Source organism: Alicyclobacillus macrosporangiidus CPP55, assembly GCF_000702485.1.
In the GTDB taxonomy this organism is placed as follows: Bacteria; Bacillota; Bacilli; order Alicyclobacillales; family Alicyclobacillaceae; genus Alicyclobacillus_H; species Alicyclobacillus_H macrosporangiidus_B.
In genome coordinates this window covers 2,687,075-2,709,517 of record NZ_JNIL01000001.1, presented here as the reverse complement: position 1 = coordinate 2,709,517, position 22,443 = coordinate 2,687,075, and the positions used below count along the sequence as shown (strand labels likewise).

17 protein-coding genes and 1 pseudogene are annotated in these 22,443 nt (G+C 50.3%); 1 reads left to right on the top strand and 17 read right to left on the bottom strand.

Annotated elements, in window-relative coordinates:
• Positions 1-54 precede the first annotated feature (54 nt).
• The 16 genes from N687_RS0113520 to N687_RS22310 form a co-directional block, all read right to left on the bottom strand.
• Entirely contained in the window at positions 55-1,533 is a 1,479-nt protein-coding gene (locus tag N687_RS0113520; protein WP_035462282.1) for an IS5 family transposase, read from the bottom strand.
• Between the two features lie 180 nt (positions 1,534-1,713).
• Positions 1,714-2,265 (bottom strand): dTDP-4-dehydrorhamnose 3,5-epimerase, encoded by a 552-nt coding sequence (rfbC, locus tag N687_RS0113515; protein ID WP_029422353.1) that lies wholly within the window; start codon positions 2,263-2,265, stop codon positions 1,714-1,716.
• A gap of 12 nt (positions 2,266-2,277) precedes the next feature.
• Positions 2,278-3,132, bottom strand: a complete 855-nt coding sequence (rfbD, locus tag N687_RS0113510; protein ID WP_029422352.1) for a dTDP-4-dehydrorhamnose reductase — start codon at positions 3,130-3,132, stop codon at positions 2,278-2,280.
• 295 nt (positions 3,133-3,427) lie between these two features.
• On the bottom strand, positions 3,428-3,568 hold the full coding sequence (locus tag N687_RS25545; RefSeq protein WP_156040150.1) for a sugar nucleotide-binding protein: 141 nt from the start codon (positions 3,566-3,568) through the stop codon (positions 3,428-3,430).
• Positions 3,565-4,587 (bottom strand): dTDP-glucose 4,6-dehydratase, encoded by a 1,023-nt coding sequence (gene rfbB / locus N687_RS0113500; RefSeq protein WP_029422350.1) that lies wholly within the window; start codon positions 4,585-4,587, stop codon positions 3,565-3,567. Before rfbB ends, N687_RS25545 begins: the two co-directional genes overlap by 4 nt.
• A 14-nt stretch (positions 4,588-4,601) precedes the next feature.
• On the bottom strand, positions 4,602-5,333 hold the full coding sequence (locus N687_RS0113495) for a sugar phosphate nucleotidyltransferase (RefSeq protein ID WP_029422349.1): 732 nt from the start codon (positions 5,331-5,333) through the stop codon (positions 4,602-4,604).
• Positions 5,334-5,695: 362 nt separating this feature from the next.
• Positions 5,696-7,051, bottom strand: a complete 1,356-nt coding sequence (locus N687_RS23215; RefSeq protein WP_081841393.1) for a glycosyltransferase family 4 protein — start codon at positions 7,049-7,051, stop codon at positions 5,696-5,698.
• A 17-nt stretch (positions 7,052-7,068) separates the two neighbouring features.
• On the bottom strand, positions 7,069-7,812 hold the full coding sequence (locus N687_RS23210; RefSeq protein ID WP_081841392.1) for a glycosyltransferase family 2 protein: 744 nt from the start codon (positions 7,810-7,812) through the stop codon (positions 7,069-7,071).
• The gene (locus tag N687_RS22315; protein ID WP_081841391.1) at positions 7,809-10,979 is read right to left on the bottom strand and encodes a glycosyltransferase; all 3,171 of its coding nucleotides are present in this window, start codon (positions 10,977-10,979) and stop codon (positions 7,809-7,811) included. Before N687_RS22315 ends, N687_RS23210 begins: the two co-directional genes overlap by 4 nt.
• 624 nt (positions 10,980-11,603) lie before the next feature.
• Positions 11,604-11,966 carry a hypothetical protein gene (locus tag N687_RS23965; RefSeq protein ID WP_156040149.1) on the bottom strand — a complete coding sequence of 121 codons (363 nt, stop codon included), beginning with the start codon at positions 11,964-11,966 and terminating at the stop codon, positions 11,604-11,606.
• Between the two features lie 75 nt (positions 11,967-12,041).
• Positions 12,042-12,797, bottom strand: coding sequence for an ABC transporter ATP-binding protein (locus tag N687_RS0113480; RefSeq protein ID WP_035462279.1), 756 nt, complete (start codon positions 12,795-12,797; stop codon positions 12,042-12,044).
• A 1-nt stretch (position 12,798) separates the two neighbouring features.
• Positions 12,799-13,536, bottom strand: a complete 738-nt coding sequence (locus N687_RS25540) for an ABC transporter permease (protein ID WP_197029285.1) — start codon at positions 13,534-13,536, stop codon at positions 12,799-12,801.
• A 66-nt stretch (positions 13,537-13,602) separates the two neighbouring features.
• Positions 13,603-14,550, bottom strand: coding sequence for a glycosyltransferase family 2 protein (locus N687_RS25535; RefSeq protein ID WP_081841390.1), 948 nt, complete (start codon positions 14,548-14,550; stop codon positions 13,603-13,605).
• The gene (locus N687_RS23200; protein ID WP_081841389.1) at positions 14,551-15,624 is read right to left on the bottom strand and encodes a glycosyltransferase family 2 protein; all 1,074 of its coding nucleotides are present in this window, start codon (positions 15,622-15,624) and stop codon (positions 14,551-14,553) included. It lies immediately after the preceding gene.
• Positions 15,625-16,169: 545 nt separating this feature from the next.
• The gene (locus N687_RS0113470; RefSeq protein ID WP_029422345.1) at positions 16,170-17,654 is read right to left on the bottom strand and encodes a sugar transferase; all 1,485 of its coding nucleotides are present in this window, start codon (positions 17,652-17,654) and stop codon (positions 16,170-16,172) included.
• A gap of 160 nt (positions 17,655-17,814) precedes the next feature.
• The gene (locus N687_RS22310) at positions 17,815-18,396 is read right to left on the bottom strand and encodes a tetratricopeptide repeat protein (protein WP_051663246.1); all 582 of its coding nucleotides are present in this window, start codon (positions 18,394-18,396) and stop codon (positions 17,815-17,817) included.
• Positions 18,397-18,565: 169 nt separating this feature from the next.
• Between N687_RS22310 and N687_RS0113460 the strand changes: the two genes are divergently transcribed.
• Positions 18,566-21,118, top strand: coding sequence for an O-antigen ligase family protein (locus N687_RS0113460; RefSeq protein WP_029422343.1), 2,553 nt, complete (start codon positions 18,566-18,568; stop codon positions 21,116-21,118).
• A gap of 163 nt (positions 21,119-21,281) precedes the next feature.
• On the opposite strand, the pseudogene N687_RS25530 reads toward N687_RS0113460, so the two are convergent.
• Positions 21,282-22,246, bottom strand: a pseudogene (locus N687_RS25530) (reverse transcriptase domain-containing protein); the annotation flags it as partial.
• Positions 22,247-22,443: the final 197 nt, after the last annotated feature.

Below are 22,443 nucleotides of genomic sequence, written 5' to 3'. Positions count from 1 at the left end.
CAACGGCACTCGGCTCGTATTCTTCGGTATGCTATCTTGACCTACCGTTAAGCGTTATGTGAGCATCAGTACTCTGCCAGAAACGCTGGTTGCCATGAACCTGGACAAAATGGCGCAAAAAAGCAGGCGCAGCCGCCGCTCCAGGTTCATCACCAGCAGTTGCAAGGCAATCACCGTTTCACTGGTTTCTCGCAGACGTGCACGGATCAGGCCGAGCCCATACAGGCGCTTGCCTTCGCCAATCTTGCCTTCAATCTCGTTGCGCTCCGCTGCATCCTGCTGCTCGATTCGCTTTTGTTCCACCGCCAAGGATTTCGATGGCCGTCCCAATGCAGGCCCGCTCAATCGAATGCCCCGCTCTTTGCAATAGCGCAGGTTCTCCCGGGTTCGGTACGCCTTGTCGGCCAGCACGGTTTCCGGATAACAGCCATATCTCTCCCTGTAGGCTTCTACCGCCGCTTGCAACGTCAGACCCTCGTGGAAGTTGTTCCAATCCAACCGTTCCAGCCTCGCATACCCATTCACGAGGCTCACTGCCACCTTGGCCCCGAACTCCACGTTGGCCCGCGCTTTGCCTCGAACGATTGGACGCACATGCGGCTGCGAGATGCTCACGATGCGGTCTTCAATGCGATGCGTGCGCTTGCGATACATCTCCTCTTGCTGTCGGTGGAGCTCGCAAATCACGAGAAGTTGATGGTACTGACGCCGGCTGAGTACGCTCAGCCCGACTTCATCTTTCAACCGCGCAATGATGCGCAGGTCCCTGGCCACAAACCGCAGCTGTTTGCCAATCGCCTTGCGAAGCACCCTCGGACTCACACGACGCTGTTTGGCCACTGCAAGATACGCTTTGCGTGCCTTCTCACGGTACGTCCGTGGCTTGCGCTTACCGCCTTTCCGTGCTGCATGCAGGACGTCGATGATTTCCTCCAGTTTCTCACGCGCCTCGTTGAGCAGCGACAGGTCTGTGGGATAGGCGATGTCTGCTGGAGCACACGTCGCATCCAAAAGGAGTTTGCCTTGGTTACCCATCTCTTGGGTATTCTCAGCACGCACTTCCGTCGCATGTGTGTCCGCCTCAGACCCGGAACCACCGTCCTGATCATCCGAATCAGCGTGGTCATCGTCTTGTTCCTCGGCAATCCATTCGTTGACCTGGTTGATGATGTCACTGCCTAGCCGCTTGCGGAAGTGCGTCATCAGGGAAGGGTGGAACGGCGGCTTCTGTTGGAACTCCGGAAGTCCGATGAAGTACTGCAGATACGGGTTCTCCGTGATCTGCTGGACCGTCTCCCGGTCACTGAGACCTAACCGTTCCTGAATAATGAGGGCGCCAAGCGCCATACGGACTGGATACGCCTCTTGACCCATCGTCCGGGATTTGAACTGTTCTCCGCAGTGTTTTTCCACTTTCCGCCACGGGATCACCTGCGCAAGCTTGACCCAGCGGTTATCCTCATTCAACTTCCCACCGAACGGAAGGAAGAAATCACCTGGCAAAACAAGTTGGTTCTCCCTCGCGCGGAACATCGATCTGTCCTCCATGTGCAAGGATTTTGCGCACCTGTCTACAAAAAACCCTTGCACATAAATTCGCGTTCAGAGCCCCAAAATCCTGGCCAGTAAGGGACTTTCCGTTCGTTCAGCAGACCCTAATGTACCTGAACATCCAGGGCTATAGTCCTTACAAGATCTACGATTGAAAAACGACTAGAGCGAATCGTCAAGCTCCGCATATTTCAGCGGAGGATTTGCCCGATCCTTATCAGACAATACACAGGACGACATTGGCCAATCAATGCCGAGGTCTGGGTCGTTCCACAAAATTCCTCGGTCGTGTTCCGGCGAGTAGTACTCATCAACCTTGTAAAGCACTAGAGTATCGGGTACCAGCGTGCAGAATCCATGCGCGAATCCCTTGGGTACCAGTAACTGGCAGTGATTCTCTGCGCTGAGAACCACGCCTGCCCATTGGCCAAAGGTCTTCGAGCCTTTGCGTATGTCAACCACCACGTCATAGATGGCCCCCGTGAGAACCCGCACTAGCTTTGTTTGCGCTTTGGGAGAAAGTTGATAATGCAGACCCCTAACGGTTCCAGCAGCCGTCGAGAAAGACTGGTTGTCCTGGACAAAGTCGATCTCGATTCCGAGTTCTCTGAGGGACTGCCGATTATAGCTTTCAAAGAAATATCCCCTGTGGTCTCTATACACAGTTGGTTCGAGTACTAGCGCATCGTTTAGTAGCCGAGAGATGACCTTCATTTAAACACCCCATCACAGCAGTGCATTGTCTTTCAGTTCTTGTATGAACTCCCGCAATCCGGCACGCCAATGCGGCAGGTCAGGAAATCCATTGATGCGGATCTGCATATGATCGAGCACGGAGTAAGCAGGCCTTGGGGCTGGTCTCGGGAAGTCCTTCGTGCTACACGGCTCAACATCAGCCGACAACTCACATTCCTCGAATATCGCTCGCGCAAACTCGTACCATGTACAGCAACCGGAATTGGTGGCGTGATAAATTCCGTACCTGTCTGTGGCCACCAACTTCCATATGAACTTCGCCAAATGAACGGCATAGGTTGGCGATCCCGTCTGGTCGTTGACAACCCTGACCGTACCGCCTTCCCTGCCGAGCCGGATCATCGTCTTAACAAAATTGCTCCCATGCATCCCGTACAACCAAGAGGTCCTCACGATAAAATACTTTCGAGTCAGAGTTTGAGCGAGAATTTCACCCGCGCGCTTTGAACGGCCGTAGACATTCATCGGACTCGTCATGTCATACTCTCTGTATGGCATGGTGCTCAAGCCGTCGAACACGTAATCTGTGCTGACGTAACAGTACTTTGCACCTACCTGTTCAGCGGCCACCGCTAAGTTTCTGCTGCCGTTCGCGTTGACCAAGTATGCATGGTCCTCTTCCTGTTCTGCGAGGTCGACTGCAGTATACGCTGCCACGTTTATGATGGCGTCTGGTTTTATCTCGTTTACAGCGTCGAGTACTTGGTTGTAATCAGCGACATCTAACTCTTTTCGTCCAAACGCAGACACGTCAGCGAAAGGCGGGGTGAATCGTAAAAGCTCTCTTCCAAGTTGGCCGTAGGCTCCGCAGATCAGCACCTTCACACGTATGCCCCCAAACGCGGTCCATATTGCCGTTGATAGTAGGACATGTACTCACCCGATATAACCCTATTCCAATCCTGGTTGTCTAGGTACCACTGAATGGTTTGCCGGATACCCTGTTCAAACGTATACTTTGGGGACCACCCTAATTCGTTACGGGACATTACACAAGTGAACAGGTAGTAGATAATGACCCACATACCCGATTTCCACTCGATCTTCATTCGGGTCCGCGTCTCTTCGGTGCGGTCCATGAAGGCGAAGTACAAAATCAGCGACGCGATGGTGAGGCCAATCAATCAGCAGGGAGTCGGTTGCGCACCCGCTCCACATCTAACTGTGACCGACTCAGAGCCGTCACCTCGTGGTTCTGTTGAAACACACGCGTAAGATCGACTCCCAGTTGTCCACCCGCACCCGTGATAAACACCCTCATTGGCCAATCCCCAGCCGCTCACCGTATTGAAGCTCATAGAAGGAACGGTATTCGCCAGAACGAACGCGATGACACCAATCGAGATTGGATATGTACCAGTTAACCGTCTCGCGGAGGCCATCCTCAAAGTTGTACACTGGCTGCCACCCGAGTTCCCGACGGATTTTCGATGCATCGATAGCATACCTACGGTCATGTCCGGGGCGATCCGTAACGAAACGAATAAGCGATTCCGGCTTCCCGAGGATGGATAAAATGGTTCTTACGACCTCGATGTTCTGGTGCTCGTTGTTTCCGCCGACGTTATACACATCTCCCGGCCGACCATGTTGGAGGACCAGGTCCAGTGCACGACAATGGTCTTCGACGTGCAACCAGTCACGGACGTTCTTTCCGTCTCCGTACACCGGGATTTCTTTGTCCTCATAGGCGTTCAGGATAGCAAGTGGAACTAGTTTTTCCGGAAACTGATATGGACCGTAATTGTTCGAACAGCGTGATACGATCACTGGCAAACCGTACGTCTCATGATACGCACGGGCAAGCAGGTCCGCGGACGCCTTGCTCGCCGAGTACGGGCTGTTGGGGGCGAGCGGCGTAGCCTCTGTGAAATACCCGGTCTCACCAAGCGTTCCATACACCTCGTCGGTCGACACTTGGACAAACTTGGAGACACCAAATTTCCGAGCCGCATTCAGCAATACCTGGGTACCCAGGACATTCGTGCGAACAAACGGGGAGGCATCGTGAATACTACGGTCCACGTGGCTCTCTGCCGCAAAATGCACGACCGCGTCCACACCTTCGATAAACACGTTGCGAACCGCCGCGGTGTCTGTGATGTCGCCGCGGACAAAGTGATAGTTCGGCATTGCGCTAACCTCTACGAGGTTCTCCGGGTTCCCCGCATAGGTCAATGCGTCAAAATTGACAACCGTCCAGTCCGGGTGTTGCCTGACAATATATCTGATAAAGTTGCTGCCGATGAAGCCGCATCCTCCGGTGACGAGAAGCCGCATGTGCAATTCCCCCTTTAACCCTTTTGCTCAAACTCGGGACCTAGGCGAACATCACGAGCCAATTGGTTCGCCTGAGCATATGACACATGTGTACCGGCATCCGTCCACCAACCGTTGAGGAACACATAGCTGAGTTGCCCGCGCTCCAAGTACGCATTGTTCACATCGGTGATCTCAAGTTCACCGCGTGCTGAAGGTTTCAAGCTACGTACGATCTCAAACACTTGGTTGTCATAAAGATAGATTCCAGTGACCGCATATGGACTTCCCGGATGGGCGGGTTTTTCTTCGATGGCTACTATACGACCATCGCAGATGACTGGGACGCCAAATCGTGATGGATCGGGCACCTCCTTGAGAAACACACGTGCCCCAGACGAGAAGTCCTCAATTAAGGGTCCTAAGGAATCCTCGAATACGTTATCCCCGAGAACTACGACAACAGAGTCCCCGGCTGCAAATTTTTCAGCCAATCCAAGTGCCTGCGCGATCCCGCCCGCCTGGTCCTGCACACGATATGTAAACTCACAATCGAACTGGTGGCCGCTGCCCAGGAGATTGACTACATCGCCCATATGCTCGCGACCTGTGACGATAAGAATGTCACGCACATTGGCCCCCGCCAACTTGGCGATGGCGTAATAAATCATAGGGTAGCGTCCAACGGGCAAGAGATGCTTGTTTGTGATACGAGTCAAAGGATAGAGACGCGAACCGGTACCTCCGGCTAGTATTACACCCTTCACAAGGACACCTCCTAGGAAATTGTATAAATCTCCTGCTTCCCGGCATCAGAACACATGTAACCACAATGTTTTTCGCGGCCTCAACAGCTTCCGTTTACGGCGTCCATGTGAATCCTTCCTGGTGATCTGGTGAAATTGAACGGCTGGTGCAATGACGATACTCGGATCAATTCATCCTGCGCGCTTCTCGAGTCGGGAGTGATATGCTGTGGTGCACCTAGTGGTCGTAGTTAGTCTAATCGACAAGCTCAAGGCACCAAGGATGGACGACCTGCCTTCGCCAGCCACCAAGAAAATCAATTAACACTAAATCACTTTGACCCTTCTGCTAGGCTGCCTCGACGGCATATGGGCCTGGTCTATCATCGTAAACGCTTCTTAATTGCCTTCAAGACTCCTCTAAAGCCTTCTGCCCTGAAACGGTATTTCATTTTGTACCAATAAGTTAACCGGGAACTATATCTACAGCTATCTATATGTCTGCTCAAATCAATTTCGTTTTTACCAGACATTCTGTCTGGCGAAAATCTAGGATGCATGCAGAACTTGTGTAAGTCCGTTACACATCTTGCCCATCGGAGTGACGCTCTGAACGCCTCGATATTTCTCGTAATCTCTGCCAACATATCGTCGTTCGAGAGAAGCGACTTAATTGAATGAGCGAGTGTTATCGGATCTTCCGGAGGGACAACCAGGCCTAGCCGGTGCTCGATGATCCAATCTGATAATATGCCCCCTTCTGTCGAGACTATCGGTCTCTTAGCCCATATTGCGTCTAGCAGACGCGTACGAAAAGACAGATCAGCTTCCATAGTTTTGAAATGAGTGCTGACAACAATGTTAGCTCGAGATAAAATGATTGACCTCTTGTCATAAGGCACCCACTGTTCGTTGAAGAACACATACTTGCCTGTCAATCGCTTTTCGTCACTCAACTGCCTCGCTTTGTGAGCCATTGACATCACAGTGATATTTGGATCCGGATGATGGACTCCCATAAATAACAACTTTACAGGAACCGCCATATCATCGCGGAGAATCTCCATCGCTTTAATTAGGGTTAGAGGATCAAACCAGCTCCAGATACCACCTGGCCACACGAGCAATCTGTCCTCTGGTTGCAACCCAGGAATATATTCACATGTCTCCTGACCTTGTTGAGTTAGACCTTGGTCGTCCGGAATACCAAACGGAACAACACCGATCAAAGATCTACCACTTGGATCATCGTCATATGTTGACGGGCAGATTCGGTTTAGCGCACTAAGAATTCCAAGCCAAAAAAACCTCTGCCTCTCGCTCGCACAGATGAAATAATCCCCAATGGATATCAGATCTAGAAGTTTTTTTAGATCCGCTCGATGCAATCCAATTCTGGACCGCATATCCAAATCCTTGTACACTTCCAGGTTTTCCAGAATGAAGGGATCATAAAGATCTACGACCAACGGTATCGGAGGATTCCGTACCTCACCGTATCTTAACAATTCTGGGTTCTGTATGATGAATGTATCTGCGCATGATAATAGTAAGGCCAATGACCTAGCACTGTATACTGCTGTCCTAAAGTTGGCACTCCTTTTTATTTCAGAAGTAGACGCTACAGTAACTTCGTGACCCAGTCGGGCTAAAGCTGAAGCTAACTCCCATGTCCGTATGGCAGGCCCCGCCATTCTATCCCCAAATGTCTCGGTGCTGAGAAATACGACTCTACTCACGGGTAGTTCCCTCGTTGTTAAGGATGAATTGTGATCGGTTGTCGTTTAACTTCGTCCCATGTGCAAAGCACTGTACCAAAGTCTGACACAGAGTGGATTCCTTTTCCCTTCCGGCTTCTCCATTTCTTTGAATATACTTCGGGAAAGTAGATTGAATAATAATCGCATGTCTCGTCCCACTGAGCTAGCGAAATTGCTTTTCCATAGTGTTGACAATAAAACCGCGTGATGATATTTCCGGATACTACCGGCTCCCTTGCATCAGTTCCTACAAATTTTACCCGATCGTTGTTTTTCCATATCATTAATATGTTCCGGCATTCTCTTCCAAAATAAACGCGAAATCCAAATAGCGGACCTCCTCTATAGGGTTGGCAATCATCAGGCGTCATGTATGCGTCGAACAAGGAAATGCGAATTCCATCAATGGATTCTGCCTCCTTGGACAACAAAAATTCACGAATATCTCCCTCGAAGCGTTCATCACAGTCCGCGTAAAACAACCAATCTGGACGATATGCTTGTGCCGCCTCAAGTAAAAGTTGCCTATGCCGTGTTTCCTCCTCAAGTCTGTTATATCTCCACCGCCGAGTTTCTATAACATCTAGCACCGCGGGATGGCGTCTTGCAAGCCTAGGCGTTGAATCGTTACTGGCATCATCAAGAACAATTATTCCGTCTACGATCGCTGACAGGTGGTCAAGGGAGTCCAGTATGATTAACTCCTCATTCCTCACCCTCATGAGGCCAATAATGTTCACTGCTGTCCCCCCTGATCCTCGTATCCCGCCGGAGGGTAAAATAAGCGTTCAAGTATATCAATTGTAGGTTCCCATCGCCATTTCTCGGCGGTTTCCCTTCCATGTCGCTTTAAAGTGTCGAGCAGTGATCTGTCGTCAATTAACCTCTGTAGGGCGTCGTGTGCCGCTTTCCAATCTCCGAGCGGAACAACCAAGGCATTGTATCCGTCAACAATATATTCGTCGTATCCCGACACTGCGCCCACCACGGCAGTGCCTCCGCACGCCATCATTTCCATTGGTGGACCGAAAAAACCTTCGACGCGGCTCATCTTTAATAACACATCGCAACTAGAATAAATCTCCTTCATTTTGTGCATGGGAACCTTCTCAAAAAAACGATCACACCGCCACCCAGGCTTTGGTCTACCTGCGGAACTTACGCACCAGACCTCGCAATCAAGTCCTTCCACCGCCTTGAAGGCGTCAGACATTCCCTTGAAGGGGATGTCAATAGGACCTTCTAACAACACTCGGAGTTTATTTCCTTTTGGCTCAAGTGGTTCTGTTTCATAAATAATGGTGTCATCAATTCCATTTGGTACGTATGAGGCTTCATGACCAAACCGTTCCTTCAACCAGCGTTTGATCCACAGCGCTTCTGTCATGTATTCAAAATCAAACTTATAAGTTTCGAGCGCCGCCGCCCACTCCCGGGAGCCTTCGAGGTAAAAGCGACTCTCGTCTGACTGCACAAAGTAGAACTTTCTAGTCGCTTTCATCTCCTTTACGGTGTATGCTGTTGACCAACCCGTAGCCACAAGAATGTCAAAGTTGTCCCCAGCTTCGTGTAATCCAAGGATATTTACTCTCTGATTTGGGAACCAGTCGATCGTCCTGTTTTCGTCCTCTGATATCAACACAACATCGTACCCTCTGTCTAAGAGTCGGTTGACATGCTGGCATACAACTGCAATCCCTCCCGAGATGCCACACCCAGGTATTACGTAGCCGATCTTCGGCTTCATTGGTGTCACAATTTTGTACTGTTGATACATTAGATTCTTCCAGTATTCGTCGGAATCCTTAAAACTCAGTTCTAAATTGGACGAATGTAGTCTCAAGTTCGTGAGAACATGCGGTATAGCCTTAAACGTATATCCATGATACGCAAGGCGTAACCAAAGTTCATGATCCTCCCGATACCGCATGATAGATTTAAGACCACCTACCGCGCGTAATGCATCAAGTCTGCACATGACAGTACTCTGACAAGGAACACAGGTCTGTAATAACATGTCGAGGTCACAGTCTGGACTCATGACTTCTTGTCCATGTTCCAACCCTTCCACTACTCGAGTACCGTCCATTAGTGCTCTCCATCCACCGTAAACAACATCGACATTGAATTTCTCGAGGTAAGCTACGGAGAGTTCTAAACGGTTTTTCTCCGCGATATCGTCGCTGTCTTGGAAAGCCAGGTATCGCCCGCGTGCCTCTTTTATTGCCTTATTTCTTCCACGAACAGCGTTCCCGCTATTGTTATAGTACTTGAAAATTCTAACCTTTGGATGGTCTTTGTACTCGTCAACAACGCGCAGGGTCGTCTCCGGGGAACCGTCACAGACTAAGATTAGTTCAAAATTCTGGAATGTTTGGTTCAATATAGACTCGATGCTCTGTCGAAGCTCATCTTCACGATCGTATATCGGAATTACCACAGAAACCACTGGATCATGAGTGGCATGATTAAACTCACCGGAAACTGGACTGAGGTAGGTCGGCTTGTTCACAATGAGCTGTATAAACTTTCGGAGTACTATTTTAGGATTCTTAACTGCCTTGAGCACTCGATTTTTCCATTTTCTGTATATAGAAATTGCTTTCCAGGCCTTGGACGAATATATAGCAGACAGCTCTCTGTCCTTAAGGGCCGCTAGCTCCAAAGCGTATTTAGTATTATTTTCCTTTTGCTCAATAGTTTCGAACGCCGCCTTGAGTTCTTCAGAAAGTTCCTCGCATCTGTGTTCTAGAGTAGCAATTGCCTCAGTACGTTCACGAAGTAGCCCATCAAGATAGTGTATGTCAGACAAAGATTGTTGTAACTCTATGTCTTTACGTTGTATGTCCGATTTGAGAACTTCTATAACCTCTTTCTGGTAACTCAAATTCAATTGAGCCTTGTCGTAGTCTGTCATGAGAAACTCTGCGAGTCGCCTGAAACACTCCAAGTAAGCAGAGTTCTGTATCGTACGTAATTTTCTTGGCTGTCGTTTGAGAAGCACCTCCCAATACGATTCTACTGCCTCCGCAATACTGGACGATGAATGTTCTTCTACCACACGCTTCTGTAATTGTAGTACGTCGGGTATCTCTATCTTGCGAATTTCCCGTAGCAGGTCTTCCGGAGTAAAGTATTTACGCGAAACCCGACCAGAAAAGTTACGCTCCCTAAGCACATCAAAATTTCGAGTCGTAACCAACCCATCCCCACCATTATAGTCGTATATAATGGCTGGTCTTCCCATAGCTAAGGCCTCTAAGACCCCACGGCCAAGTGATATCACAGCGTCCACGTCGGCGATTAGTTTCTCTACGTCCCAAATTGGAGTGGATATAGTACCAACTTCAATTAGTTCTATGTTGCCAATTTCACAAGTTGCTCTCACCGTGGACAGGATATCAGAGGTCGCCCTGTTTGACATGAACAATAGTTTTCGAACAGGGAGGTGAATTGCCCTATCGGTCGAGAACCTAGAGATGTCAACAGGATTCCTTATAATGGAAATTTCGCTGGATGGAATACCTAAATTAGACATCAAATGATACTTAATTTCTTCACTTATTGCGATATATCCATCAACCAGGAGTCTTGGAAGCGGTTGTTCCTGCCAAGAGGAGTTTCCGTGTATAACTTGGTAAATTGGGGTATCCGGGTAATGAAAGGAAGCCTCCAAGGTAGTACCATAATGGTGACCATGTATGATGTCAAAACGCTCATCCATCTGCTCTAAGTTAGTCACAACACGAATGCCTCGCTTTAAGAGGCGCTCTGCAATTTCCCCTACTCTGGGAGAGTAGCATACTACCTCATGGCCCCTCTGCTGAAGAGCACATGCCAAGGTGTACACGTATGTTTCAGTGCCCGCATAGGCAACTAATTCTGCGTTCGTTATGAGGACTCTCATGATTACTACTCCTTCCTCAATCTTCTTTTGCTATCTCTCGTTACTCACTCGCAACAATGCATGTGATTCAGCAGGCGAATGATGTCAGACTGCCCTTAGCAGGAATCTTCGGTACATGGTTTGTGCCCCCCAAAAAAGGGGGTAACTCCCCTTTTTCAGAAATTTGATCGCACAGTGGATCTCCACAGTTGCCTTCACGGAATACCCCCCATGTCTCAATGGGTCCTGACTACGGCCCTTTTCAGTCCATCGTTCAGTTTGGCGAAGGTTTGAGGCCAGTTAAGCTCGTTTGCAGGGGCATGGCCAGAATGGAATATATCGTATGGGCTTCTCCGTGCTTCGTTTGTCCATGGCAGCCGTTGCGTACGATTGAGCGAGCTTCGATTCCTTGTTACGCGACAAGCAGCTGAGCCGAACGGGTCCCATTGCCTTTTCGGGACCGTATGGGACTTGCTTACGCCCGAGTGTGAATAAGATGCGTGTCAGCTTACAACGCGGTGCAACCAGCGACGGCATGGGCTACATCGGGTTATGTGGTGTAGTATTAGTGAAGCCCCCGAAACTGTGAATGTTCTTTGCCGCTAGAATGAGCACGCAGCGGTACAACAACGCGCGCAATCTTGGTCACTCGCGTTTCGCTATCTGCGTCTGGCCTTTGTATTTGCCGGAACCGTTGTCTTTGAGATTGAACCCCGCAAATTTTTGCACCTGTCGCCACTGTTCGCGGGCGGACAGATCCCACACTTTGGCCAGGATCGCGTTCACGCAGCTAAGTGCAGACATCCTTGGGGATGGTGGGTACGGAGTAGCGTCCGTCTTTGAGCAACTTTTCCATGCCATACTGTTGTCAAAGAACAAAGGATTGCCGAGCCCGATATCGCGCGCATCGCTCGCACGCGCCACGTGTTCCTTCTTGGCAATGTCTGCACCGACCACCAAGATTAAATCTGTGTTGCGACGAATCTTGTGGTTCGAAGTGATACTCATGTTGTCGGACAACCTTCCGATCAGTGTTTGGCAGGGCAATACTACCAGATGTTTCTTATGACCTAACACCCGGAATCACATCACTTCATTACAGGAATGCTCTTTGCCCTGAATAGCGCGGTACGTTGTGAATACTTCCTTTGGTTTGCCTCGATCAAGAAGTTGTCCGTTATGAAGCAAGATCACTTCATCACAGAATTTCTCTACCAGCGAATCCGAATGCGAGACGAATAGTATGGACTTGCCTTGTCTTTTGAACTCATGTAGCTTGTCGAAACACTTCTTCTGAAACTGTTCGTCTCCAACTGCAAGCACCTCATCAATTATTAAGATATCTGGATTTGTTGTCACCGCAATTGCAAAGGCCAAACGCATATACATCCCAGACGAGTAGTTTCGAACTGGCGTATCGATAAATCGTCCCAGCTCGGAAAACTCGATAATCTCATCGACATGTGAATCAATTTCCTTCTTGGTAAGCCCTAGTATTGATCCGTTTAAATATATATTCTCACGCCCGGTATAATCTGGTTGAAACCCTGCACCCAACTCTAGAAGGGCAGAAACGCGTCCACGGACGTGAACTACCCCTGCGTCCGGGTATAATATTTTTGCAACAATCTTTAACATGGTGCTCTTGCCTGAGCCGTTCCTTCCAATGATACCGACCGTTGTTCCACATGTAACATTGAAACTTATATCTTTTAAGGCCCAGTATTCTTCGTAGACGTTTCTCTTCTTCCGAAGGAGCAGTTCTTTTATAGAATGGCTTTTCTCCCTATAAATCTTAAACTTTTTACTGACATGGGACACTTCAATCGAGTATGGCATATTATATCTCCTCGGCAAACCCCTTTTTTACAGCACCGAAAACAGCCATCCCAGCTACGCAAACCACGACGCTGACACATGAAATGATAATAAAGCTCTCCCAATGCGGAAAGATACCATCGTACATGACTTGCGTGTATGCATCAATTATCGGAGACATAGGATTCAGTTCGAACCACATACGATATTGCTCCGGAACCTTGGATAGTGGATACAGTACTGGGGTAACATAGAACCACGCAAACAATAAAACGTTGACAATATGTTCTATATCACGGAAATACGTTGTCATAGCGGCAAGAAAAAGACTTAGTCCTGCAGTAAATAGATATTCGACCGCCAATACCAACGGCAAATATATCAGTGCGATTCCGAGAGGTACACGGAAAATTATGTATCCCACAAGCAACACTACGAGACTCAATAGGAAGTTAATAAAATTAGATGTGACAACAGACAAAGGCAAAATCTCGCGAGGGAAATACACTTTTTTTACTAGATTTGCATTATTAACAATCGACGTGCTGGCCGAGCTAAGTGATGTCTGAAAAAATGTCCATGGTAATAAGTTTGTCAGAAGAAATATTTGGAAATTCTCTATATCTATTTTCATGACAGTTGAGAACAAGAGGCTGTAGACCAACATCATCAGCATCGGATTAAGGAACGACCAAATGAATCCCAGAAACGATCGTTTGTATCGAAGGCTCAATTCTTTAATGACAAGATTACGCAGCATTTCCCTATATCGAAGTATATCCCTAAACTGATTTACGAGGCTTAGCATTCTTGACTGGACACCCACTCACCTAATATGCGATGGCTTAACGTTATGGTCCTTGGACGTGAAAACGAACAATTTTAATACCCGCGACGCATTTTGTCTAACATTAATCCATGTAACATGGAAGATAAACATGGACCGTACGACCAGACTCAATAAAGAACGGAGAAGCCTGGGGTATTTCATAGAGTAATGCTTATCGTAGTACACGAGCATCGTACGATAAAAGTGCTGCAGCGACAAGGCACTTCGTTTCCCGCCATTTGCACCTTTTAGGTGTATCGTAACTGCATCACCTAGATAATATATTCTGTACCCTGCTCGCCGCAGTCGGTAACATAAGTCGACGTCTTCTCCATACATAAAGTAGTCTTCATCTAGTCCATGTAACAATTCATACGTGGATTTTCTAATCATAAAGAAGGCACCGCAGATACATTCAACTTCATAATTGCCTATTTGGTCTAAGTATGTTAGGTTATACCTCGAAAACAGATGGGATTTAGGAAATATCATGGATAATCCGCTTAACCGCGTAAAACTGTTCCATAACGTAGGTAGCGAGCGTCGACACGCCTTGTCAAGCTTACCATTTGGGAGCAGCAAGCGGCATCCAACAGCACCAATACTAGCATCATCAAGCAGACTCTCTGCACAAATCTCAATAGTTTTTTCCCCAACTATAGTGTCAGGATTCAAAAGGAGCAAAATCTCGCCTGAGGCTATCTCGGCGCCGCGATTATTTGCATATGAGTATCCCCTATTTTCATGAAGTCGTATGAGTTTAACTCTACCCAGACGTGGTTTAGAATTTTGGTATTGTATCAGCCAATCCCATGTTCCGTCGCTAGAGCAGTTGTCGACAAGTATTACTTCAAGACCTAGTGAAACAGATGTTTCCTCCAGGGACTTTAGGCAATCCGGCAATACCTGAATAGAGTTATAGGTTACAATAACAACCGAGATCATCTAATTCCACCTTGCTGAGCGATCCCCAATTTTTAACAACCTTCGTTTCGCCCATTCTTTGGCCCACCGTTCTTTTAGAAGTTTTATGGCCATCAGAGCTGCCAACGGGCGACGAAGAAATAATAGCGACCACCGAACCACTTCAACAGTGATAGCGACCAACACCGCTCTAATACCTTGCGCATGTGATATCAATAAGGAAATTTGATTCACGAAAGAGAAGGATAGAACTATATTGGTTTGAGAGGATGCCGTATCATTGCGCCATCCTCGTAAATGCTCTGCCACAGCGGTGGGTTGGTACAAGAAATACCAACCTCTCCTGTTGGCCCTCCAGCATAGATCGACGTCCTCCTTATAAATAAAAAACGAGGCGTCAAATACTTGTCCGTTGAGCTCAATGTCTTTTAGCATATCAGTTCGATAGAGTGCAGCCGCACCACAAATCCCCCACACAACACCAGGAACATTGTACTGACCTTCATCGGGTTGCCCACTTCCACGGTCTCTTACGTGGTAAAACCTCTCAAGCTGAAGCCCCGTGCTGTCGAGCACCGGTTTTTCTGTGTGAGATTGAGGACGGAGAAGTTTACCCGTGACCCCACCGCATCGAATATCTTTCCTACAAGATCTAATCAGTTCCAATATGTAGTTGGACGCAAGTTCAACATCGGGATTCAGGGTAAGGATGTATTCAACCTGAGTTTCAAATGCCCGTTTGAATCCTACGTTATGTGCGCCTCCATAGCCGTAGTTCCGAGGCATAGATATACATGTTACTTTTGGCTCATACGACCGTGCAATGTCTAGACTGTTGTCGGAGGAATTATTGTCTATGACCATGATCACTGATCGCACACCAACCTGATTCAGTACCGACTCGATACACTTTCTAAGCGTTCGTCCGCTGTTATAAGTTACAATTTGAACCTGAACCATCGGTATGGAGCAGTCGTTTACTGTTAGTCCACGCGCCTGAATGGTACACATCTGTTTATAACCCCAGTACAATTCGAAAGGCATATTAATATCCAGTTTGAGGAATAAATTATCTTCTAGTGACCTTATGATCACCTGATGAGGACCATCCTTGTCGTCTACAGGTATCTCGCGGAACTAGAGCTCCCACCCGAGTACCTTCTGCTCCCTAGTGGAGTTGCGGAAATCCTCTGCACCTCGCCGACACGTCCATTCGCATAGACAGGATGTACTTGTATACCGGTGACACATCAAATAGTATGTTCAAGCACGGTTCTGCTCAAACACTTTCTTTAAGAAGATACCCCCGGTTGATGCATAGATAATGTTCCGAACACCATTACACAGCGCTGACTCCATCAAGTTTATGGAACCCACTATATTGATTTCAGCGTCAGTTGTTGGGATACCAGTCGAAATCCAAACCGATGAAACCAGCACCGCCCGGTACTAGGGCTCGCAAATTCCCGCCCCCATTCGCATCCTAAGTGTAGGACACGATACTCAGAGTAGATCTCATGCGTAAGTAGGTTAGTATTTCTAAAGGGTGGCTCAATATGTCATGGGAAGACAATTCCCCATAAAAACTTAAAGAAGTAGACCGAGTTATTGAGAAAGTCGAGTCCAAGTATGTACCGTGATCAATACGCATTTGGGTGAGTGAACCCATGCCTCAAAGTCTTCAAAATGATTCTCAAATCCATTCCGAATGACCAATTCTCGATATACTCTATATCATACCGTATCCTCTCTGCGATAGACGTATCTCCCCTCCAGCCGTGTACCTGCGCCCACCCCGTGATGCCTGGCCGTACACGGTGTTTGACCATGTACCGTGGTATCTCGTCCTTGAACTTCTCCACAAAGTTGGGCCGTTCAGGCCGCGGGCCAATGACGCTCATATCCCCAACCAAGACATTCCAAAACTGAGGCAGTTCATCGAGACTTGTCCTGCGCAAGAATGCACCAAACTTCGTTCGGCGTGGGTCATTCGGAATGGTCCAACCGTCATCATCCGCGAAACAAATAGAGCTCGCAGAGCATTCACCGACGGCCGAGTTGTCTAGAAGCGGGTCTCCTTGGTGTCGTTGTCCTACCGCATGGCTCTGCCTCCCATCGTGGTACATGGTACGGAACTTGTACATCGGGAAAATACGACGGTTTTTTCCAACGCGGTACTGGACAAAGAATACTGGCCCCGGTGAACTCAACTTTACTCCGATTGCGATTATAAGAAACAGCGGAGAGAAGAGCACCAATACAAGGGCGCTAAATACGATGTCGAACGTCCTCTTCAGCGCTGCATTCAGTGCGTCGTCGAGAGGGACGTACCGGGTGTCGATGAGCGGCATGTCGCCGAATGTTTCAAATCGGGGACGTGCCGGCAGCAGATCGAAGTAGTCAGGCACAATCAATGACTGTGTCCCCATCAACTCGCACACGTGGATGACCTCAGCCATTTTGGCGATCTCGGTGCGAGGCAGGGCGATGATGACGTGATCGATCACGTGGTTCTGCAGTACGGAGTGCAGGTCATCTACGCGGCCGATACACGGAACTCCTTGCATCGCGTGTCCGTCGGCCTCCTCGGACAGATAACCGATGACACGGTACCCGAACCAGGGATGCGCTTCGAGGCCTTGAATGAACCTCTTCATCGCCGCATTCCAGCCAACCACAAGAATGAACTTTTGGTTGTACCCACGGCTGCGCATCACGCGCAGGAAGACACGGATGGCCAAACGCTCGACGGTGAGCAATGTCACATACGATACCGAGAAGATGACTAACACGTCTCGGGAGAACTCCGACAGCTTAAGAAAGTACAGCCCGCTCATGAAGATTAGCAAACCGAGCAGCGAACTACGGACGATGGTCACAAGTTGGCTCGACAGCGACTTCACACGCGTCGGCTGGTAGAGGCCGGTCGCCAAGTTGATCAAGATGAACACAGGGACAGACAGAAGGACCGCTAAGAAGTATGTACTGAATGGCAGGTGGTGATCAAATGATAGCCACCCCGACATGAACTTCACATACCAGGCCAGCAGGAAGCTTGCTATGACGATGGCGCCGTCGGCGATTTGCAACAGTCTGACCAGCAACAACTGATGTGTGCGAAACACGTCTATCGCCACCTAGTACGATTGCTGACAGAAAAAATATACTCCATTGTCTCCTAGTCGCCAACACGATTCGACAAGTGAAGCCCGAGAACGGATAGAAACCCTGCCTAGGGTGGCAGGGTCCAACTGCAAATGTCGATAATGTGCCAGTGCCGAACGATCAGCCCAGCGTCTTCAACGTATCCTGCAGGTTTTTATAGTGCGGGTCGTCCTTCGGTACTTTGCTGAGACCCTGCTGAAGAGCAGTCTTTGCTGCCGATTTGTCTCCTAGATCAATTTCACACAGTGCGAGATTCCACCAGCCGAAGGCGTAAGTCGGATCCACCTGGGTGGCTTTCTGGTAGTATTGCAAGGCTTCCTTCGGCTGTTTCAAGCCGCGAAAGTACACGTTACCCAGGTTGTTGTACGGGAGTGCATTCTTCGGATCGTCCGCAATGGCCTTGTGGTAATACGTAATCGCTTTTTGCATGTCTCCGTTCACGTACGCGCTGATGCCAGCCTGGATCTGAGCCTTTGCGTCGGACGGATGTGCGGCCGCATCCTGTTCAAGCTTCGCGAGTTTGTCTTTACCTTGGTAGGCATCTCCGCCGACAATCATGGTGCCGCCAGATTGAGCATTTCCGGTCTTGGCACTCGACGTCTGGTTCGTTGCATTCGATGGCGTTGTTGTATCGGAGGCCCCGCAACTTGTGGCCAGGATGGTCAGCAGTGTGATCGCGGAAATCCACGTGGCTTTCTTCAACACCCATCATCCCTTTCGTGGAGGCACTCTCACACCACTATACCTGCTAGAGTCGGCGTGTGCAAAGCCAATTCCTCGTTGGTTCGCTAGCTATTTACACATGATATGGAAAGATCGAACTGCGTGATAGAATGATAGGGATCCAATTTGATTCGACGATACGGGAGCGATGGCGTTCATGTGGACAAATATGCTCAGTGTAGTCCTCGGTGTGTTCGTGGCCGCCGCATTGTGCTTGCTGCCCTTTTACTCAAATGGTGTGTTCTTTCCGCGTGGACACGTTGTCGTGGACGCTTGGTTGTCGGGCGTATTGTTGTTGGCCGGATTATGGATGCTGTCACCGGGCCGATGGCGTGCCGCTGTAAGTGGCTTACTTGAAAGCTCAGCCGTAGCGCCGCGAATAACTCGATATGTAACTCGATATGACTTGTCCTTCTTCCTATACGTTTTCCTCTATGCGATCTCGGTCTTTTATGCCGCCAATTACACAAGCGCATTGGTCAGCGCGATGGACGCGATCGCTCTTTTGGTCCCGTTTCTTTTGTTTCGCTTTTCGCCGTTCCGTGCCACCATGGCCGAATGGGCTATCTACGGCCTGTGCCTTGCGTCCGTTCCCATCAACGTGGTGGGTATGGGAAACGCATGGGGTCAATTTCTGTTCCCGTCTGCGTTCGACCCGTCGAATCACTTCGTGGCTTCCGTGTTCCAATATCACAACGCGTACGCGGCGTTCACCGGTAGCGTGGCCATCGCCGCGCTGGTGTATGCAACGCTTACCAGCCACTGGTGGCAGCGTTGGATCAGTCTTGGGTTTGCCGGTTTGAACATTGGCGGTGTGTTGGCGTCGGGATCGCGCGGCGCTCTGGCATTGTGGCTGTTGGTCGTCATTCTTGCCATTGTGGGTCTGCGACGAGTCGGAGATAATGATGTGCGCGGGCGGTTCCTTGTGAATCTGTATGTGTCCGTGATTGGTGTCGCTGCCGGGTATCCACTGCTGCACAAGGGCCTGACAACTGCCAACGCGATGTTCGGGTGGTCCGGTGTGGCGCTGATGTTTGTGCTGCCGGTCGCACTCATGATGGTTCTCGACGTGTTCGCCGGCTCCAAGATGGAGCGCGTGTGGACATTTCCACGCCTCGTTTTATTGGGCGTGATTTTGGGTGCCATCGCGGCCGCTGTCGAGCACAACGCCCTGCTCGCCAAGCTGCACTCGTACCATCCCGATCAACTCAGCGTCGCTCAGCGGTTCATCTTTTGGGAGGACGGATGGAAGATAGTTGAGCGAAGCCCGCTCTTTGGGTCCGGAGGCGGCGCCTGGCCGACGATGTTCCAAATGGTGCAGACGTACCCCTACTGGAGCACGCGGGTTCATTCGTTTGCCATCGACGTGGCCATGGAGGTCGGTCTGGTTGGCCTGGCTGCGCTACTGGTGAGTCTGTGGCCCCTCATTCGTGCGGTTGTGTGGCCGTATCTGATGGAACAGGGCGTCTTCATCGAAGGGCGTCCGGATCAAGCCACATTGACGGATGCCGATGCTGACAAGACCGGCTCCTGGACCGGATCGACGAGTGCCTCTTTCTCCCCTTCTTACGCAGCGCAAAGGGCATTATGTGCAGGAGCATTGTTCGTGTTCGTTCACTCGTTGATGGACTGGGACATGTCGTTCCTGTACTTGATGTTTCTGCTTGTGTCAGGCTGTGGCGCCGCTATCGCAATTCGCTCAAGTGACGACGTGTCCCACTTGCTGACATCGGTTGGGAACGAGGTGGCAGCAACACGCTCAACAGAAGGCCCAAGTGTGAACACGACCGTATCGAATATGCCTTGGAAATCCCCAAGCAAGCGGGTGGCAATCACCGGAACGTCCTTTTGGTCCCGTGTCGTTAGCCATCCGGGCTTTGGGGGAGCTGTCATCCTCAGTGCGGCGTCCGCAGTGGCCTTTTTCAACGGGGTCCAGACCATCCGCGCGGGGAACATCGCCCAAGCCGCAGCCAAGATGCCATCCAATAGTGACCGGTTACAAGCATACGAGAATGCCCACGCTATTGCGCCGCGTGATCCGGAGTATTTGGTGGACATGGGAGTCGTAGAGCAGCAGATAGCGAATGGCTCAAACGAGGGACAACAGCGCGCGCTTGTGGACTTCGAACAGGCTGCTCAACTTGCGCCGTTCGATGCTGCAATCCAGAACCGCGCCGCCGTGCTTGCTTACCAACTGGGAGAGTACCAGCAAGCCTACGCTTACGCAAAGCAGGCATTCCAAGATTCGCCCTTTCATCCGGAGTACGTGGCCCTCGCCATCAATGCGTCGGCTGTCTACGGGATGAAGGTAGCGCCGACCAACCCGTCGTCTGCCATGACCGCATTTCGCGAAGCGAAGAACTTGTACAACCAGTATCTGAACCGGCAAAGCGTGGTTCAACACCTACCGCCTTACTTACCGCCGATGGAGCCTTATGTACTGGACGCGTTCACGTATGACTCACTGGCAGCGTCCGCTCTGGCAATCCATAATCCCGATGAAGCGATACAGTTCGCAAGCCATGCGGTGGGGAGTACTGACCAACATACCGCAAACTTGGCGAAATTGATTACCCTTATGGCGAAGCGTGAGCGCGGCGAGACGAATGTGGACAAGCAATTGCAGGAGCTTGTGAGCGCTCACTCGGACTTGCAGAGCTCGTTTGAGCTTCTGAAAAACATTACTTCCCTCAACGGCTGACAACAACCGACCTACGTACAATGGACTTCATAGTGTGAATGAGTACAGGGGGCGAATGGCCCCCGTCCTCTCACACCACCATACGTGCGGGTACGCATACGGCGGTTCATGAAACTCCACGAAGTGTAAGGTATCTCGCCTGAAGACTGCGCAGCCCCAATCAGTAGTACGCCACCCATCCCAAGATGTACGCGTTCAATTGCCTGATGCGCTCCGCGATGGGCATGCTCCGTGAGCGGCTGGTGATCTGGCGCACCCGCTCTTTGAACCGTTCAATCGTCTTCGGTGCCAAGCGGTCAGCTTGTCGGACAGGAATCTGAATCCGAGGAGCTTCAACTTCCTTTGCCGGTCTACCGCACTCTTCTCCTGGTTGACCTGCCGTTTGAGTGTCTCCTCCAGGTATATGGTCAGTGACGCCATCACTCGCTCGCCCGCCCGGCGCGACTTCATGTAGACATTGCAGTCGTCAGCATAGCGGACAAACCGGTGTCCACGCTTCTCCAACTCCTTGTCGAACTCATACAGCATGATGTTGGTAAGCAGCGGACTGAGGGGCCGGCTTGTGATGTCCATTCCTCGTTGCGTACGACCACCCCATCCGCCATGACGCCTGCATTCAGATAGGAGCCAATTCGGCCCGTCCGGAAACCCGAAACTGTTGTCAGAGTACTCCGGGTCGAAAATCGGGTTCAGTACCTGGAGCAGCGCCTGCTGGATGAATCGGTCTATCACGGTGGGGATCCCCAGTCCCCGCACCTCGCCTCCGGGTTTCGGAATTTCGACCCGTCTGACGGGTTGCGGTTTGTAGGTCCCTGTCAGCAGCTGCTGACGGATGTCAGCCCAGTGGGTCTGGATGTACGACCGTAGTTGTGCTACCGTCACGCCATCCACCCCTGGCGCCCCCTTGTTCGCCTCAACTCGACGAAGTGCCAAGAGCAGGTTCTCCCGCTCCAGCATCTTCTCCAGCAGGGAGTCACCCTCTTCGCAGGATGGGATCTGCACTTGTGCCAACGACGAACTCGGCCCTCCAATCCCGGCCTCTCGCGGCTTCACCGCTACCCTCCGGGTGGAGGCCCCTTGCGGGGTATTCTGCTGTCGTCGCTCGTCGCATGAACGCCTGTAGTCCATCCTCGTTTCATGTTCGGCCCTTCTGCAGGCGAGCGCTCACCCACGTACTATGGCCTCTGCTGACTCCTGTCCGTTCAGCGCCGCCTCTCGACGGCGGTTACCGGCTCTACCGGCGTACCGGACAGGCCTCCCCGGATAAGAACGGCCCCTTTCCTCTCATGTACCCGCCGCATCTACTGCCACAGCCCTTGGCGACT

Bases quoted from the DNA above. Each gene is read 5' to 3' on its own strand.
- N687_RS0113520 (WP_035462282.1), bottom strand. From the start codon at position 1,533: ATGTTCCGCGCGAGGGAGAACCAACTTGTTTTGCCAGGTGATTTCTTC.
- rfbC (WP_029422353.1), bottom strand. From the start codon at position 2,265: ATGAAGGTCATCTCTCGGCTACTAAACGATGCGCTAGTACTCGAACCA.
- N687_RS25545 (WP_156040150.1), bottom strand. From the start codon at position 3,568: ATGAGGGTGTTTATCACGGGTGCGGGTGGACAACTGGGAGTCGATCTT.
- rfbB (WP_029422350.1), bottom strand. From the start codon at position 4,587: ATGCGGCTTCTCGTCACCGGAGGATGCGGCTTCATCGGCAGCAACTTT.
- N687_RS22315 (WP_081841391.1), bottom strand. From the start codon at position 10,979: ATGAGAGTCCTCATAACGAACGCAGAATTAGTTGCCTATGCGGGCACT.
- N687_RS23965 (WP_156040149.1), bottom strand. From the start codon at position 11,966: ATGAGTATCACTTCGAACCACAAGATTCGTCGCAACACAGATTTAATC.
- N687_RS0113480 (WP_035462279.1), bottom strand. From the start codon at position 12,797: ATGCCATACTCGATTGAAGTGTCCCATGTCAGTAAAAAGTTTAAGATT.
- N687_RS25540 (WP_197029285.1), bottom strand. From the start codon at position 13,536: ATGCTGCGTAATCTTGTCATTAAAGAATTGAGCCTTCGATACAAACGA.
- N687_RS25535 (WP_081841390.1), bottom strand. From the start codon at position 14,550: ATGATCTCGGTTGTTATTGTAACCTATAACTCTATTCAGGTATTGCCG.
- N687_RS0113460 (WP_029422343.1), top strand. From the start codon at position 18,566: ATGGCGTTCATGTGGACAAATATGCTCAGTGTAGTCCTCGGTGTGTTC.